The organism is Streptomyces sp. NPDC000345 (assembly GCF_042898825.1).
In the GTDB taxonomy this organism is placed as follows: Bacteria; Actinomycetota; Actinomycetes; order Streptomycetales; family Streptomycetaceae; genus Streptomyces.
The window spans coordinates 236,642-251,988 of sequence record NZ_JBIAZE010000013.1 but is presented as its reverse complement, the minus strand read 5'-3'; the positions used below and the strand labels follow the sequence as shown (position 1 = coordinate 251,988).

Genomic DNA, 15,347 nt, shown 5'->3' with positions numbered 1-15,347 from the left:
CTCGATGACGACGTCCGCGCCGAAGCCCCCGGTGAGCTCACGGATCGCCTCGACGGCGTCGGCGTCACGGGAGTTGACGGTGTGGGTCGCGCCCATCTCGCGGGCCTTCGCGAGTTTGCGGTCGTCGATGTCCACGGCGATGATCTTCGCCGCGCCGGCCAGGTTCGCACCCGCGATCGCCGCGTCCCCCACCCCGCCGCAGCCGATGACCGCGACCGTGTCACCACGCCCCACGCTGCCGGTGTTGATGGCCGCACCGATGCCCGCCATCACACCACAGCCCAGCAGCCCCGCCACCGCCGGCGACACCGACGCGTCCACCTTCGTGCACTGACCCGCCGCCACCAGCGTCTTCTCCGCGAAAGCACCGATACCCAGCGCCGGGGAGAGCTCCGTACCGTCCAGCAGAGTCATCCTCTGCCGGGCGTTGTGCGTGTCGAAGCAGTACCACGGCCGCCCCCGCAGACAGGCCCGGCACTGCCCACACACCGCACGCCAGTTGAGAACGACGAAGTCCCCGGGCGCCACATCGGTCACACCCTCCCCCACCGACTCCACCACACCCGCCGCCTCGTGCCCCAGCAGGAAGGGGAACTCGTCGTTGATGCCGCCTTCGCGGTAGTGCAGATCGGTGTGACAGACCCCGCAGGCCTGGATCTTCACCAGCGCCTCCCCCGGGCCGGGGTCGGGGACGACGATCGTCTCCAGGCTGACGGGGGCACCCTTCGCGCGCGCGACGACAGCACGGACCTGGTGAGCCATGGCCACTCCTCGGCTGGTACGAGACTGAGACGGATGTTGCTCATTACGGCACGCATCGCATGTGCCGCAACACAGCATCACGGAGCGCCGATCGCGGGTCAAGGGTTCGCCGGCGCGGTCCACCGGGAGAACGCGAGGCCGTGAGGCGGCCCGCCCGGGCGGTGACAGCGCTGCGCGGCGGGCGCCGCCCTCCCCGGATCCTCGACACACCGGCGGACCGCTCGGACGGGAGCGGAGCGCCGCCCCCGTGGCCTCAGGGCGTGGGGATGCCCGCCGGGCGTGCGGGCCGGCCCAGGCGCACCGGCACTCCCGGGGAGTACAGGACGCTGACCGGCTCCTCGCGCGGCACGGGGAGGCCTGCCGCGGCGATCAGGTTCTCCTCGCACATGACCAGCTCGGCGCGGTGCAGGGGCCAGCGGGGATGGTGGTTGGGGAGGTAGGCGGCTCCGCCGAAGAAGGTGTTGTGCATCCCCCAGCGCGCCGTGAGGAAGTGCTCCAGCTCCGTCGGCTCCTCGATGCGTTCCCCGGGCCGCACGGCGATACGGCTGTACGCGCCGCGCGGGCCGGGCCAGCGGCGGGAGCTGGTGTAGGTGACGGTGTCGCCGACCGTGCGCACGCTCATCCGGGACCACAGGTACGGCAGCCGGAAGCCGGCCCGCCCCATCGCCACCGGGATCAGCCGTGCCGCGTCCATCGACCGGAAGACGACGCCGCGCCGCCCGTGCCCGTCGACGGAGTACAGGCGGACGTTGGTCTCCGGGAACGACCCGAGGTACGGCACACCGGGCAGCCGGAGCCAGCCGACCCGGTGCATCCGGAACGCGACGAGTCCGACGTACGTCGTCCCCTCGTGCGTGTCGGGGACGGTCCCGGGCGGCAGCAGTCCCGCCACCGTCTCCGGAGCGACGGACCAGTGGAGGAAGCACAGGTCGAGCCACTGCTGCGTGAGGAGCGGGGAGGCTATGGCGCCGGGGGCGTCGGGGCTGAGCGGGGCCGGCTTGTGCACGGCGTCAGCATGCCAGGCGCCCCGCGGCGCCCTCGGCCCGGGTCCGGGCCGGGGCTCGCGGGCGTCCCGGCTCTCCGGCGTCCAGCCATGCGGGCGTCCGCGCTCACGGGCGTCCCCACGTCTCAGACGTCCTGGTCCTTCGCCGGGCGGCCGTGCGAGGTTTCGCCCGCCGTGAGGTGTTCCAGGACTTCCACGAGTTCCTGGCAGGCCCGTTCGACCGAGCGTCGGGTGTTGCGCTGTTCCATGATCACGGCCGAGAGCAGCAGGGCGGTCAGGGCCATCGTGCCGTTGAAGGCCTGGAGTTTGATCATCACCTCCACATGGCTGAGCCGGGCGAACGGACCGATCCGGTCCGTCGCGGCGACCGTGGCCATGACCGAGGTGAACAGGGCGCAGAGCATGCTGCCGGCCAGCAGGAAGCGCAGGGCCGCCCAGATCAGCAGCGGATAGACGAGGAAGAGCAGGCTGACCGGGCTCCGGGTGGCCAGGGGGACGAGGGCCACGCAGATCAGGGCGAGCCCCGAGGCCTCCTTCCAGCGGGTCAGGTCCACCGTGCGGCGCGCCGAGAGGAGCAGGAGCAGGACGGGCGTGACGAGCAGGACGCCCATCGCGTCCCCCACCCACCATCCCAGCCAGACCGGCCAGAAGGAGTGCGCGTCGAGCCGGCCGGTGAGGACGAGCAGGCCCACGCCGACGCTGGCGCTCAGCAGCATCGCGGTGAGCGCCGCCAGGAAGACCAGGGCGAGGCCGTCGCGCAGCCGGGCGAGATCGGTGCGGAAGCCGACCTTGCGCAGCAGGATCCAGGCGCAGACGGGGGCGGCGGTGTTGCCCACCACGTTGATCAGGACGAGGGGGCGCAGCGAGGTGATCGACACGATGACGAGGAGGACGCCGAGGGCGATGCCCACCCAGGCGCGCAGGCCGAGGATCAGCAGACAGGCCACCGCCACGCCCGTGGGCGGCCAGATGGGGGTGAACACGGCTCCCTCGACGACGAGGTGCCGCAGGAGTCCCAGCCGCCCGGCCGCGTAGTAGCAGACGGCGACCGCGAGCGTCTGGAGGGCGAAGAGGGCCGTTCTGCGCCGATCCAGGTCCGGGATACCCACCACAGCAGCCATCAGACACCGTCACGGGGCGGTCGGCCAGGCGTGAAACGCGCTCGCGGGCTCCGTGGCTGCATCCGGGGTACGTCCGTCACGAGTCCGTCGTGTCCGACCACCAGGACCGCCGCGTCGTCCTCGTGTCCGACCCGTTCGGCGCCCTTGATCACGGCGGCGGCGAGGGCGTCCGCCTCCATCCCGGCCACGGCGGCGGCGCCCGCGAGGCGTACGACCTGTTCGAGGCCCTCCTCGACGTTCAGTGTGGGGCCCTCGACGACGCCGTCCGTGAGCAGGACGAAGACCCCGCCCTTGGTGAGGCGGTAGCGGGTGACCGGGTAGTCCGTCCCGGCGACCACGCCGAGGGGCGGTCCGCCCTCGTCCTCGGCGATGCCGGACTTGCCGTCGGCCGTGGCCCAGACGCAGGGGATGTGTCCGGCCCTGGCGCTCTCCAGGACACCGCTGACGGGGTCGAGCCGCATGAAGGTGCAGGTGGCGAAGAGGTCGCTGCCGAGGGAGAGGATCAGGTCGTTGGTGCGGGCGAGCAGGTGGCCGGGCTCGCCGGTGACGGAGGCGAGGGCGCGCAGGCCGACCCGGACCTGTCCCATGAACGAGGTCGCCTCTATGTTGTGGCCCTGGACGTCACCGATGGACAGGCCCAGGCGGCCGTCGGGCAGGGTGAAGGCGTCGTACCAGTCGCCGCCCACGTTGAGGCCGTAGCAGGCCGGGGCGTACTGGACGGCGAGACGGAATCCGGGGGCGACGGGCAGGTCCCTGGGCAGCATGCCGCGCTGCAGGGCGAGGGCCAGTTCGACGCGGGAGCGTTGCAGCTCCGCGCGCTCGCGCGCCTGCGCGGTCAGCGAGCCGAGCCTGGCCAGCAGCTCGTCGCCTTCGTCCGGGGGGCGCATGCGGGACATCGATCACTCCGGGATCACTCCGGCGGGGGCGGCAGGCCCTTCGGGCAAACCTCACATTTTACTTTCAGAGGATCATATCCGGACGATGACATGGCCGGACGGCGTGACGGAGACGGGGAGAGCGCGGACCCGACCGTGCACGCTGGACTGCGGCGTCGGCGGGACCGTGCGCGGGCGGACCAGCGCCCGTGCACGCGCGGGCAACACCGGCCCGCCGCGCCGTCCTACCGTTCGCCTGCGACCGAGTGGTGCCGGGGCCCGCACCGCCGGACACTGGACTACCGAACCCGCACGCTCCCCCGGGCAGGTGGACGTGCTCAGGAGATGACCGCTGTGAACTCCTTCTCCCCCGGCTTCCAGGGGCGCGCCCGGCGGATGGCCGACAAGCTGCCGCCGGGCCAGTACCCGACCGAGTCGTTCCCCGTGCTGTCGGCGGGCCCCACCCCGCGGGTGCCCACGGACACCTGGCGGTTCACGGTGACCTCGGAGACGGGCGGGACGCACGCGTGGACCTGGGACGAGATGATGGCGCTCCCCCAGCAGGAGACCGTGCGGGACATCCACTGCGTGACGCGCTGGTCGAAGTTCGACACCCGGTGGCGCGGCGTGCCCCTGGACGCCTTCTTCGAGGACGTCGAGACGGCCGCCGACCACGTCGTGGTCACCAGCTACGGCGGCTACACCACGAACCTGCCGTTGGAGGACCTCCTCGACGGCCGGGCCTGGCTCGCGCACACGTACGACGGCGATCCGCTCTCTCCCGAGCACGGCGGCCCCGCCCGGCTGCTGGTGCCGCACCTGTACTTCTGGAAGTCGGCCAAGTGGGTCCGCGGGCTCCGGCTGTCGCACGAGGACGAGCCCGGTTTCTGGGAGAGCGTCGGCTACCACGACTACGGCGACCCGTGGCGCGAGCAGCGCAACTGGGGCGACTGAGGATGGGCCTCGTCTGGCGCAGGGCCCGGCTCGTCGAGCGGCGCCCGCAGAACGCCACCGCCCGCACCCTGCTCTTCACCGTCGCGGGCTGGCCCGGACACCTGGCCGGTCAGCACGTCGACGTGCGCCTGACCGCGGACGACGGCTATCAGGCCGTACGCAGTTACTCGCTGGCCGCGCCCGCCGACGGCGAGCGGATCGAGCTGGGCGTGCGGACCGTGCCGGACGGCGAGGTGTCGCCGTACCTGGCGGACGGGCTGCCGGTCGGGGCGGACGTGGAGGTGCGCGGGCCGCTCGGGAACTGGTTCGTGTGGCGGCCGGGGCGGACGGAGCCGGTGCTGCTGGTGGCGGGCGGCTCGGGGGTCGTCCCGCTGGCCGCGATGGTCCGGGCCCGCCGCCGGTCCCGGGGCGGCGGCGACTTCCGGCTGCTGTACTCGGTCCGCGGCCCCGACGACGTCTGGTACCGCGAGCACCTCGCGGACGGGGACGGCCTCGACGTTCGCTTCGTGTACACGCGGACGTCGCCGCCGGGCGAGGCCCGCGGGCCCGGCCGGGTCACCGCGGCCGACCTGGCGGAGGCTGCGGCCGGGCTGGCGCCGACGAGTCCGGTCTACGTCTGCGGCCCGACCGCCTTCGTCGAGACGGTCGGCGATCTGCTGACCGGCCTCGGCCGGGACCCCGCCACCATCCGGACCGAACGCTTCGGCTGACCCCCTTGGAGAACCCCATGGCGCGGACCGCCCCGCATCTCGACGGCAACTGCCTCGCCGGACCGCTCTCGGAGATCCTCTCCGTGGAGGCCACCGCAGCCTGGTGGCGCTGCCCCGAGTGCGCCCGCTCGGGCCCGCTGCCCGAGCTGCACGTCTACGGCCCCGAGCCGGGCCTCACCGCCCGCTGTCCCGGCTGCGCCCACGTGGCGCTGCGGCTGGTGCGGGAGGGACAGCACGTGTGGCTGACGCTGGGCGGAGGAACGGGCGCGTTCCGCTTCGCCGTGGCCTAGTGCCGGGGCAGGCACCGGGTACTGCGCAAGGGGCGCCTGCCGCGTGACGCCGCTTCCGCGACAGGCCCTGGCCGGCCGCCCGCGGTGAGGCCTGTCCGGCGGACCGTGCCGGACAGGCGTCCGCCCACCGCCGCGGGTTCAGCCCTTCAGTGCCGCCATGACCACGCCCCTGGCCTCCTCCTGCACCCGGGTGAGGTGCTCGGTGCCGAGGAACGACTCGGCGTAGATCTTGTAGACGTCCTCGGTGCCGGAGGGGCGGGCCGCGAACCAGGCGTTGGCGGTGGTCACCTTGATGCCGCCGAGCGCCGCGCCGTTGCCGGGGGCCTCGGTGAGCACACCGGTGACCGTCTCGCCGGCCAGGGTGTCGGCGGTGACCTGGGCGGGCGAGAGCTTGGCGAGCAGCGCCTTCTCCTCGCGGGTCGCGGGCGCATCGATGCGGGCGTAGGCGGGCTCGCCGAAACGGTCCGTCAGGGCGGCGTAGTGCTCCGACGGGGTCTTCCCGGTGACCGCGGTGATCTCGGAGGCGAGCAGCGCCATGATGATGCCGTCCTTGTCGGTGGTCCACACGGAGCCGTCCCGGCGCAGGAAGGACGCGCCGGCCGACTCCTCGCCCCCGAAGCCGAGCGAGCCGTCGACCAGGCCGTCCACGAACCACTTGAAGCCGACGGGCACCTCGACGAGCCGGCGGCCCAGGTCGGCGGCGACCCGGTCGATCATCGAGGACGACACCAGCGTCTTGCCGACCCCCGCGTCGGCGGGCCACTGCTCGCGGTGCGCGTAGAGGTAGGCGATGGCCGCGGCGAGGTAGTGGTTGGGGTTCATCAGGCCCGCGTCCGGGGTGACGATGCCGTGCCGGTCGGCGTCGGCGTCGTTGCCCGTCGCGATCCGGAACCGGTCGCGCTGGTCGATGAGCGAGGCCATCGCGTACGGCGAGGAGCAGTCCATGCGGATCTTGCCGTCCCAGTCCAGCGTCATGAAACGCCAGGTGGGGTCCGCGAGCGGGTTGACCACGGTCAGGTCGAGGCGGTGCTGCTCGGCGATCCGGCCCCAGTAGGCGACCGAGGCCCCGCCGAGCGGGTCGGCGCCGATCCGGATGCCGGCGGCGCGGATCGCCTCGAGGTCCAAGGCGGCGGGGAGGTCGGCCACGTACGAGCCGAGGAAGTCGTGACGGCCGGTGGTGGGGGCGGCGAGGGCGCGGGCGTAGGGGATGCGCCGTACGTCCTTCAGGCCGGCCGCGATGATGTCGTTCGCCCGGTCCTGGATCCAGGAGGTGGCGTCGGAGCCGGCCGGACCGCCGCTCGGCGGGTTGTACTTGAAGCCGCCGTCGGCGGGCGGGTTGTGCGAGGGGGTGACGACCACGCCGTCCGCGAGGGCGGTGGTGCGGCCGCGGTTGTGGGTGAGGATCGCGTGCGAGACGGCCGGGGTGGGCGTGTAGCCGTCGGCGCTGTCGATGAGCACGGTGACGTCGTTGGCCGCGAACACCTCCAGGGCGGTGACGCGGGCCGGCTCGGACAGGGCGTGGGTGTCGGCGCCGAGGAAGAGGGGGCCGTCGGTGCCCTGGGCGGCGCGGTACTCGCAGATGGCCTGGCTGGTGGCGGCGATGTGGTCCTCGTTGAACGCGGTGTTCAGGGACGAACCGCGGTGGCCCGAAGTGCCGAACGCGACGCGCTGCGCGGGATCGGCCGGGTCGGGGTGCAGCGCGTAGTACGCGGTGACCAGCCGGGCGACGTCGACGAGGTCCTCGGGGCCGGCCGGCCGGCCCGCTCGCTCGTGCTGCATGTGCCCGCTCCTCCATGTCGGTTGACCATTGGCTTGCGGTTCCATCTTCCCCCGCCGCGGTGATCACCCGCGAGGTCTGCGGCCCGGACACGGCAGCGGGTCACGGCAGCGGGTCGCGTCGTGGCGTGTTCGACACGGCGTGCCGGCGAACCGACGTGAGGCCCAGGCCTCGCGGTCAGGCCGGCATCACGCGTGTCACGCGTCCTCACCCCGGCGAACGCGTTGCCCGGCCGGTCGGCGGGACCGGTCCCGTCCCGTCACGTCCCGTTGGATGAGTACGCGTACTCAGGCGCCGCCGCCCCGCCCCCGCGAAACTATGACCGGATCATCGTCCCGAGGGAGGCCCGCCCGTGTTCAGCCGAACCGTCATCGCCCTGACCCCGTTCTTCGGGCGGCTCACCGTGACCAGTGAGATCAAGCTGCGCCTGCCCGCCGGGAGCATCTTCGTCGCGAACCACGACTCGATGGCCGACCCCGCCGTCGTGATGGCGGCTCTGCGCCGCTTCGAACTGGAACCGGTGGTGCTGGCGACGGCGGGGCTGTGGCGGATCCCGCTGCTGGGGAAGGCACTGGCCCGCGAGGGGCACATCCCCGTCCACCGGGGTACGGCCCGGGCCGCGCTCGCCCTCGACGCCGCCGCCGAGGCGCTGGCCGGCGGCCGGCACGTGCTCCTGTACGGCGAGGGCGGCCTGCCGCGCCGGCGGGACGCGGCGCCGACACCGCCGGAGCCGTTCCGCACCGGGCTGGCCCGGCTCGCGCACAGGTCCGGCGCGCTGGTCGTGCCGGTCGGTCACGCCGGCGCCCGCCGCATCGCCTCGGGCTCCGCGACCAAGCAGCTGGCGGGAACCCTGACGGCCCCGGTGCGCCGCCCCCGCTGCCACGTCCACCTCGGCGCTCCGATGCGGCTGCCCGCCGAGACCGACCGGGGTACGAGAGCAGCCCACCAGGCCGTCACGGCGGCGTGGCGCACAGCGGTACGGGCGGCCGGGGAACCGGCACTGCGGGGCCGGCGCTGACGGACGCCTACCCGGCGCTGGACGGCGGAGCCGTGCTCTCCCGCACCACCAGCCGCGTGGGCACCAGCGTCGTCCCCCGCTCCGTGTCCTGCTGCCGCATCTTCCGCAGCACGGCCCGCACGCACAGCCGCCCGACCTCGGCGAAGTCCTGGTGGACGGTGGTGAGCGGGGGCAGGAAGGAACCGGCCTCGGGGATGTCGTCGAAGCCGATCACACTGACGTCCTCGGGCACGCGTCGCCCGCGTTCGTGCAGGGCGCGCAGCAGGCCCAGGGCCATCTGGTCGTTGGCGACGAAGACGGCGGTGCAGTCCTCGCGGGCGGCGAGTTCGAGGCCGGCGCGGTAGCCGGACTCGGCGGACCAGTCGCCCCGGATGAGCGGCGGCGGGGTGCGGCCGGCCTCGGTGAGGGCGGCGCGCCAGGCGTCGGTACGGCGCTGCGCGGCGAAGGAGTCCTCGGGGCCGCCGAGATGCCACACCGTCTCGTGCCCGAGGCCGAGCAGATGCTGGACGGCGGTGCGGCTGCCGCCGGCCTGGTCGGTGTCGACGACGGTGTAGTGCTCGCCGGCGTCGGAGTCGACGACCAGGACCTGGACGTACGGCGGGAGCATGATGGTCGCGGCGTCCAGGAGGTGCACCTCCATGATGACGATCACCGCGTCGACGGCCAGTTCCTCGAGCCGGGTGAACGCGCCGCGCACCTCGTCCTGGGTGGGGATGGCGACCGGCAGCAGGGTCACCGCGTAGCCCTCGGCGGCGGCGGAGGTGGCGATGGCCTCCAGGGTGCGGACGTTGCCCGTGCTGGACAGCGAGAAGGTGATCACGCCGATGGTGCGGAACTCCCCGCGTTTGAGGGCGCGGGCGGCGCTGTTGGGCCGGTAGCCGAGCTCCTTCATGGCGGCGAGCACCTGCCGCCGGGTCTCCTCGTTCACCCCCGCGTAACCGTTGGAGACCCGGGAGACGGTCTGCGAGGAGACACCCGCCAGGCGGGCCACATCGGCCATGGAGGCTGTCGTCCGGCGTCTCGTCGTCTCGGCCGGGGTTGTTTCAGCCATGTCCACGGTGTCCCCACCTCTCTGTTCGCGCAGGTGCCACGGTCGCCCCCAAAGGACCCTTGACCATCGTAATCAGGGGAGTGTAGACATGCCGCCATCAGATGTTTACGTAAACATAACAGTCCACCCAGGCTCTTGCGTGGCCGATGTTTGCGTAAACATCATGGTGCCGGCGGGGCGGTCGGAAACGTCCGTGCAACGACCCGCCGCCTGTTCCACCACCGCACGAGCGAGGAACGACATGACGACGCTGCAACCGCCGGCGGCCGCCGCGCCGCGGCCGGCACCCCCTCCGGCGAGACGGGACCGACGCTCCTGGACGGGGTGGGGTTTCATCGGTCCCTTCGTGGCCGTGTTCGCCCTGGTCTTCCTGGCACCGATCGGCTACTCGATCTACCTGAGCCTGTTCCGCGACCAGCTCATCGGCGGCACCACGTTCGTCGGTCTGGACAACTACACGCAGGCGCTGAAGGACGACCAGTTCTGGGACTCCGTCGGCCGGGTGGCGCTCTTCCTCGTGGTGCAGGTGCCCATCATGCTGGGGATCGCCCTGCTGGTGGCCCTGGCCCTGGACAGCGGGCGGCTCTACGGCAAGAGCTTCTTCCGCATCACGATCTTCCTGCCGTACGCGGTGCCCGCCGTGGTCGCCACCCTGATGTGGGGCTTCATGTACGGCACCAAGTACGGCCTGGTGGGCGACATCAACGGCGCCTTCGGCGTCACGCTGCCCGACCCGCTCTCCCCCGACCTGGTGCTGGCGTCCATCGGCAACATCGTGACGTGGGAGTTCGTCGGCTACAACATGCTGATCTTCTACTCGGCGCTGCGGGTCATCCCCAACTCCCTCTACGAGGCGGCGGAGATCGACGGCGCCGGACAGCTCCGGGTGATCACCGCGATCAAGCTCCCCGCCATCCGGGGCGCCCTGGTCATCGCGACGATCTTCTCCATCATCGGCAGCTTCCAGCTCTTCAACGAGCCGAGCATCCTGCGTCCGCTGGCGCGCAACGCCATCACCACGGACTACACCCCGAACTTCTACACGTACTCGCTGTCCTTCAACGGCCAGCAGCACAACTACTCCGCGACCGTGGCCATCATCATGGGCCTGATCACGATGGTGGTCGCCTACGTCGTGCAGCTGCGCGGCATGCGCAAGGGAGCGTGACCCGATGAGCAGCCCTCTCACCACCGCCTCCCCCAGCGCACCCGCCAGGACCGCGGGCCCCGGCCGGAGCACCCCGCGCCTGCGCGGTTCCCGCAAGCACAGCCCCGGGCGGCCGAAGCGCAGCACACTGCTGACGGTGCTGACCTCCCTGGTGGTCCTCTACACCGTGGTGCCGCTGATCTGGCTGGCGATCAACGCCACCAAGACCCAGGCGGGCCTGGCCGATTCGAACGGTCTGTGGTTCGCGCACGACTTCGCCCTGTGGGACAACGTCCGCGACACGTTCACCTACGACGACGGCGTGTTCACCCGCTGGCTGCTGAACACCCTGCTGTACGTGGTGCTCGGCGCCGGCGGTGCCACCCTGCTGGCGGTCCTGGGCGGTTACGCGCTGGCGAAGTTCGACTTCCCCGGCAAGCGCGGCATCTTCGCCACGGTGATCGGCGCGGTCGCGGTCCCCGGCACGGCTCTGGCGGTGCCCACCTTCCTGATGTTCAGCAAGATGGGCCTCACCGACACCCCGTGGGCGGTCGTCATCCCGTCGCTGGTGTCGCCGTTCGGCCTCTACCTGATGTGGGTGTTCGCCACCGAGGCCATCCCCACCGAACTCCTCGAGGCGGCCCGCATCGACGGGGCCGGCGAGGCCCGCACCTTCTTCACCGTGGCCCTGCCGCTGCTCGCCCCCGGCATCGTGACCGTGCTGCTGTTCACCACGGTCGCCACCTGGAACAACTACTTCCTGCCGCTGATCATGCTCAAGGACCCGGAGTGGTACCCGCTGACCCTGGGCCTGAGCGCGTGGAACTCCCAGGCGGAGACCATCGGCGGCGAGGTGATCTTCAACCTGGTGATCACCGGTTCCCTGCTCACCATCCTGCCGCTCATCGCCGCGTTCCTGTTCCTGCAGAAGTACTGGCAGTCGGGTCTCGCCGCCGGAAGCGTCAAGGAGTGACCCCGCGGCTCGGCCGCCCCCAAGCCCCACGTTCGACCCCGCGTTTGCGCAACCCCCACCCTCACCTGTCCCACCCACGAAGAAGTGGAAGCACCTTCATGCGCAGAAAGACCGGCCGCCTGCTGCGCGGCCTCGCCCTCCTGTCCACCCTCGCCCTGGGCGCCACCGCCTGCGGCGGCTCGGACGACAGCTCCGACACCAAGGCCGTCTCCGCCTCGGACATCCAGGCGGCCCTGAAGAAGGGCGGCACGGTCACCGTCTGGGCCTGGGAGCCCACGCTCAAGTCGGTCGCCGCCGACTTCCAGAAGAAGTACCCCAAGGTCAAGATCAACCTGGTCAGCGAGCGGTCCGGCGACAAGCACTACACCGCGCTGTCGAACGCCATATCGGCCGGCAAGGGCGTGCCCGACGTCGCCCAGGTCGAGTACTTCGCGCTGGGTCAGTACGCCCTCACCAAGGGCCTGACCGACCTGGCCCCGTACGGCGCCGACAAGCTCGCCTCCAAGTACACCCCCGGCCCGTGGAACGCCGTGAACGACGGTGACAAGGTCTACGGCCTGCCGATGGACTCCGGTCCGATGGCGCTGTTCTACAACAAGAAGGTCTTCGACAAGTACAAGATCGCCGTTCCGACCACCTGGGACGAGTACCTGGAGGCGGCCCGCAAGCTGCACAAGGCCGACCCCAAGACCTACATCGCCAACGACGCCGGTGACGCGGGCTTCACCACCAGCATGCTGTGGCAGGCCGGTTCGCGCCCCTACAAGGTCGACGGCACCAAGGTGAAGATCGACTTCGACGACGCGGGCGCCAAGAAGTTCGAGGCCGTCTGGCAGAAGCTGATCGACGAGAAGCTTCTCGCGCCCGTCAACGGCTGGACCGACGACTGGTACAAGGGTCTGGGTGACGGCACCATCGCCACCCTGGCCACCGGTGCCTGGATGCCGGCCAACTTCGTGACCGGCGTGCCGGGCGCGTCCGGCGACTGGCGCGCGGCCGCGATGCCGGCCTGGGCCAAGGGCGACAAGGCGAGCGCGGAGAACGGCGGCAGCTCCCTGGCGCTGCCCGCGCTGGGCAAGAACAAGGAGATCGCCTACGCCTTCGTCGAGTACGCCAACGCCGGTGACGGCGTGACCACCCGGGTGAGCGAGGGCGCCTTCCCCGCCACCAACGCGGAGCTGCAGTCCTCCGAGTTCCTCAACAAGGAGTTCGAGTACTTCGGCGGCCAGAAGGCCAACGAGATCTTCGCCCAGTCCGCGGCCAACGTCGCCGACGACTGGTCGTACCTGCCCTTCCAGCAGTACGCCAACTCGATCTTCAACGACACGGTCGGCAAGGCCTACGTCTCCGGCACCACGCTGGCGGACGGTCTGAAGGCCTGGCAGGAGGCCTCGGTCAAGTACGGCGAGGAGCAGGGCTTCACCGTCGAGAAGTAGTCCTCGGCGCAGCAGAACACCGGGCGGCGCGGCACCCGGGCCGCGCCGCCCCCGTGCACCACCCCTTCGGAAGGACCGCCATGATCTCCACCCTCCACTCCCGCATGCGGCGCGGGGCGGACGGTGACCCCGCCCCGCGTCTGGCCTACGGGGCCGACTACAACCCCGAGCAGTGGCCCAGGGACGTGTGGGAGGAGGACGTCCGGCTGATGCGGGAGGCGGGTGTCACCGTCGTCTCCGTGGGGATCTTCTCCTGGGCCCGGATCCAGCCGGGCCCGGACACCTGGGACTTCGGCTGGCTCGACGAGGTCATGGACCTGCTGCACGCGGGCGGGATCGGCGTCGACCTGGCCACCGCCACCGCCTCCCCGCCGCCGTGGCTGACCACGGCCCACCCGGAGATCCTCCCCGTCACCGCGAACGGCGAGACGGTGTGGCCGGGCGCCCGCCAGCACTGGCGGCCCACCTCGCCGGTCTTCCGCGAGCACGCCCTGCGCCTGGTCCGGGAGATCGCCACCCGCTACCGGGACCACCCGGCCCTCGTCGCCTGGCATGTCTCCAACGAGCTGGGCTGCCACAACATCTACGACTACTCCGACGACGCGGCCAGAGCCTTCCGGGTCTGGCTGCGCGCCCGCTACGGCACGCTGGACGCCCTCAACCACGCCTGGGGCACGGCGTTCTGGTCGCAGCGCTACAGCGACTGGGAGCAGATCCTGCCGCCGCGGCTGGCCGCCTCGCACCCCAACCCGACCCAGCAGCTGGACTTCAAGCGGTTCTCCTCGGACGCGCTGAGGGACCATCTGATCGCCGAGCGGGAGATCCTCCGGGAGATCACCCCCGACGTCCCGGTCACCACCAACTTCATGGTGATGGGCGGCACGAAGGGCATGAACTACCCGGACTGGGCGGGCGAGATCGATTTCGTCTCCAACGACCACTACGTCCACCCCGGCCCGCAGGACCGCGACGAGCTGTCGTTCTCCGCGAACCTGGTCAGCGGCATCGCCGGGGGCCGCCCGTGGTTCCTGATGGAGCACTCCACCAGCGCCGTCAACTGGCAGGCCGTCAACGTGGCGAAGCAGCCCGGCGACCTGGCCCGCGACTCGCTGCTGCACGTGGCGCACGGCGCGGACGCGGTGTGCTTCTTCCAGTGGCGGCAGTCGGCGGCCGGCGCCGAGAAGTACCACTCGGCGATGGTGCCCCACGCCGGCGCGGACAGCGACCTCTTCCGCGCGGTGGCCGACCTCGGCGCCACCCTCAAGGCCCTGGCTCCGGTGGCCGGTTCGGAGCGTGAGACGGCCGCCGTCGGCATCCTCTACGACTGGGAGTCCTGGTGGGCGAGCGAGCAGGACTCGCACCCCACCTCGCTGCTCGACTACCGGCAGGAGGCGCTGGACTGGTACTCGGCGCTCCTCGCGCTCGGCGTCCGCGCCGACCTCGTCACCACCCGCGCCGACCTCTCCCGCCACCAGGTGCTGATCGCGCCGGTGCTGCACGTCGTGCCCGCCGAACTCGCCAAGGAGCTGACGCGTTACGCCGAGCAGGGCGGCCATCTGATCACCACCTACTTCTCCGGGGTCGTCGACGAGAACGACCACGTCTGGCTGGGCGGCTACCCGGGCGCCCTGCGCGACCTGCTCGGCATCCGCATCGAGGAGTTCGGTCCGCTGCTCGACGGGGAGAGCGTCGAGCTGGACGACTCCACCACGGGCACCCTGTGGACCGACCGGATCACCGTCACCGACGACGCCGACACGCAGGTCCTGGCCCGCTACCGCACCGGTGTGCACACGGGCCGTCCCGCGGTCACCCGGCGCACGACGGGCACCGGTTCGGCCGCGTACGTCTCCACCCGGCTCGGGGCCGACGGGCTGCGCTCGCTGCTGCCGCGGCTGCTGGAGCCGGCCGGGGTGAGCAGTGAACTCCCGGAGGACGTACGGGGCTCGGTCGAGCTGACCGTCCGGCGCGGAGCCGAGGGACGGTTCCTGTTCCTGGTGAACCGCACCGACGAGACCGTGCCGGTGACCGGCCTGGAGGGGGACCTCCTCACCGGCGGGAAGCGCACGGACGGCGCCCTCGTCCTCGGGCCACGCGCGGTCGCCGTACTGCGCCAGGCCCGCTAGGCATCGCACCCTCACCCCCACGACTCCCCGGCGCGGCCTGACCCGTGCCGGGGGCCGTCCCCTCCCGCCCACGCGGCGGGAGGGGACGCACCACAGCGACCACC

The 15,347-nt window shown here is 71.9% G+C and carries 14 protein-coding genes; 8 read left to right on the top strand and 6 right to left on the bottom strand.

Annotated features, from left to right (window positions below; translation table 11 throughout):
* The 4 genes from ACFY30_RS29005 to ACFY30_RS28990 form a co-directional block, all read right to left on the bottom strand.
* On the bottom strand, positions 1-762 hold a 762-nt coding region (locus ACFY30_RS29005; RefSeq protein ID WP_390848105.1), incomplete at its 3' end, for an alcohol dehydrogenase catalytic domain-containing protein.
* Positions 763-1,015: 253 nt separating this feature from the next.
* Positions 1,016-1,768: a YqjF family protein gene (locus tag ACFY30_RS29000; protein ID WP_390848104.1), complete on the bottom strand. Its 753-nt coding sequence runs from the start codon at positions 1,766-1,768 to the stop codon at positions 1,016-1,018.
* A 122-nt stretch (positions 1,769-1,890) separates the two neighbouring features.
* Entirely contained in the window at positions 1,891-2,886 is a 996-nt protein-coding gene (locus tag ACFY30_RS28995) for an MASE1 domain-containing protein (RefSeq protein WP_390848103.1), read from the bottom strand.
* Positions 2,886-3,782: a PP2C family protein-serine/threonine phosphatase gene (locus ACFY30_RS28990; protein ID WP_390848102.1), complete on the bottom strand. Its 897-nt coding sequence runs from the start codon at positions 3,780-3,782 to the stop codon at positions 2,886-2,888. The genes ACFY30_RS28995 and ACFY30_RS28990 overlap by 1 nt, the downstream gene beginning before the upstream one ends.
* Positions 3,783-4,115: 333 nt before the next feature.
* Between ACFY30_RS28990 and ACFY30_RS28985 the strand changes: the two genes are divergently transcribed.
* From ACFY30_RS28985 to ACFY30_RS28975, 3 genes are read left to right on the top strand one after another with little or no spacing between them, the layout of a single operon-like run.
* Complete coding sequence (locus ACFY30_RS28985; RefSeq protein WP_390848115.1) at positions 4,116-4,715, top strand: sulfite oxidase-like oxidoreductase; 600 nt, start codon at positions 4,116-4,118, stop codon at positions 4,713-4,715.
* A 2-nt stretch (positions 4,716-4,717) separates the two neighbouring features.
* A complete protein-coding gene (locus tag ACFY30_RS28980) occupies positions 4,718-5,425 on the top strand; it encodes an FAD-binding oxidoreductase (protein WP_390848101.1) in 708 nt (235 codons plus the stop codon).
* A 17-nt stretch (positions 5,426-5,442) separates the two neighbouring features.
* Positions 5,443-5,715, top strand: a complete 273-nt coding sequence (locus ACFY30_RS28975; RefSeq protein ID WP_390848100.1) for a DUF6510 family protein — start codon at positions 5,443-5,445, stop codon at positions 5,713-5,715.
* A gap of 138 nt (positions 5,716-5,853) precedes the next feature.
* Here ACFY30_RS28975 and pgm read toward each other — a convergent pair whose 3' ends face one another.
* A complete protein-coding gene (gene pgm, locus ACFY30_RS28970; protein ID WP_390848099.1) occupies positions 5,854-7,494 on the bottom strand; it encodes a phosphoglucomutase (alpha-D-glucose-1,6-bisphosphate-dependent) in 1,641 nt (546 codons plus the stop codon).
* Between the two features lie 350 nt (positions 7,495-7,844).
* Here pgm and ACFY30_RS28965 point away from each other — a divergent pair, with 350 nt between their 5' ends.
* Positions 7,845-8,510 (top strand): lysophospholipid acyltransferase family protein, encoded by a 666-nt coding sequence (locus ACFY30_RS28965; RefSeq protein ID WP_390848098.1) that lies wholly within the window; start codon positions 7,845-7,847, stop codon positions 8,508-8,510.
* Positions 8,511-8,517: 7 nt separating this feature from the next.
* On the opposite strand, the gene ACFY30_RS28960 is transcribed toward ACFY30_RS28965, so the two are convergent.
* Positions 8,518-9,510 carry a LacI family DNA-binding transcriptional regulator gene (locus ACFY30_RS28960; protein ID WP_390848097.1) on the bottom strand — a complete coding sequence of 331 codons (993 nt, stop codon included), beginning with the start codon at positions 9,508-9,510 and terminating at the stop codon, positions 8,518-8,520.
* 292 nt (positions 9,511-9,802) lie between these two features.
* Here ACFY30_RS28960 and ACFY30_RS28955 point away from each other — a divergent pair, with 292 nt between their 5' ends.
* From ACFY30_RS28955 to ACFY30_RS28940, 4 genes are all read left to right on the top strand, one after another.
* A complete protein-coding gene (locus tag ACFY30_RS28955; protein WP_390848096.1) occupies positions 9,803-10,729 on the top strand; it encodes a carbohydrate ABC transporter permease in 927 nt (308 codons plus the stop codon).
* Positions 10,730-10,733: 4 nt separating this feature from the next.
* Positions 10,734-11,681 (top strand): carbohydrate ABC transporter permease, encoded by a 948-nt coding sequence (locus ACFY30_RS28950; RefSeq protein ID WP_390848095.1) that lies wholly within the window; start codon positions 10,734-10,736, stop codon positions 11,679-11,681.
* 98 nt (positions 11,682-11,779) lie between these two features.
* Positions 11,780-13,117, top strand: a complete 1,338-nt coding sequence (locus tag ACFY30_RS28945; protein ID WP_390848094.1) for an ABC transporter substrate-binding protein — start codon at positions 11,780-11,782, stop codon at positions 13,115-13,117.
* Positions 13,118-13,197: 80 nt separating this feature from the next.
* Entirely contained in the window at positions 13,198-15,243 is a 2,046-nt protein-coding gene (locus ACFY30_RS28940; RefSeq protein WP_390848093.1) for a beta-galactosidase, read from the top strand.
* Positions 15,244-15,347 lie beyond the last annotated feature (104 nt).

Excerpts from the sequence above, each read along its gene's own strand:
- ACFY30_RS28995 (WP_390848103.1), bottom strand. The coding sequence starts at position 2,886 with ATGGCTGCTGTGGTGGGTATCCCGGACCTGGATCGGCGCAGAACGGCC.
- ACFY30_RS28990 (WP_390848102.1), bottom strand. The coding sequence starts at position 3,782 with ATGTCCCGCATGCGCCCCCCGGACGAAGGCGACGAGCTGCTGGCCAGG.
- ACFY30_RS28980 (WP_390848101.1), top strand. The coding sequence starts at position 4,718 with ATGGGCCTCGTCTGGCGCAGGGCCCGGCTCGTCGAGCGGCGCCCGCAG.
- ACFY30_RS28975 (WP_390848100.1), top strand. The coding sequence starts at position 5,443 with ATGGCGCGGACCGCCCCGCATCTCGACGGCAACTGCCTCGCCGGACCG.
- pgm (WP_390848099.1), bottom strand. The coding sequence starts at position 7,494 with ATGCAGCACGAGCGAGCGGGCCGGCCGGCCGGCCCCGAGGACCTCGTC.
- ACFY30_RS28960 (WP_390848097.1), bottom strand. The coding sequence starts at position 9,510 with ATGGCCGATGTGGCCCGCCTGGCGGGTGTCTCCTCGCAGACCGTCTCC.
- ACFY30_RS28955 (WP_390848096.1), top strand. The coding sequence starts at position 9,803 with ATGACGACGCTGCAACCGCCGGCGGCCGCCGCGCCGCGGCCGGCACCC.
- ACFY30_RS28950 (WP_390848095.1), top strand. The coding sequence starts at position 10,734 with ATGAGCAGCCCTCTCACCACCGCCTCCCCCAGCGCACCCGCCAGGACC.
- ACFY30_RS28945 (WP_390848094.1), top strand. The coding sequence starts at position 11,780 with ATGCGCAGAAAGACCGGCCGCCTGCTGCGCGGCCTCGCCCTCCTGTCC.
- ACFY30_RS28940 (WP_390848093.1), top strand. The coding sequence starts at position 13,198 with ATGATCTCCACCCTCCACTCCCGCATGCGGCGCGGGGCGGACGGTGAC.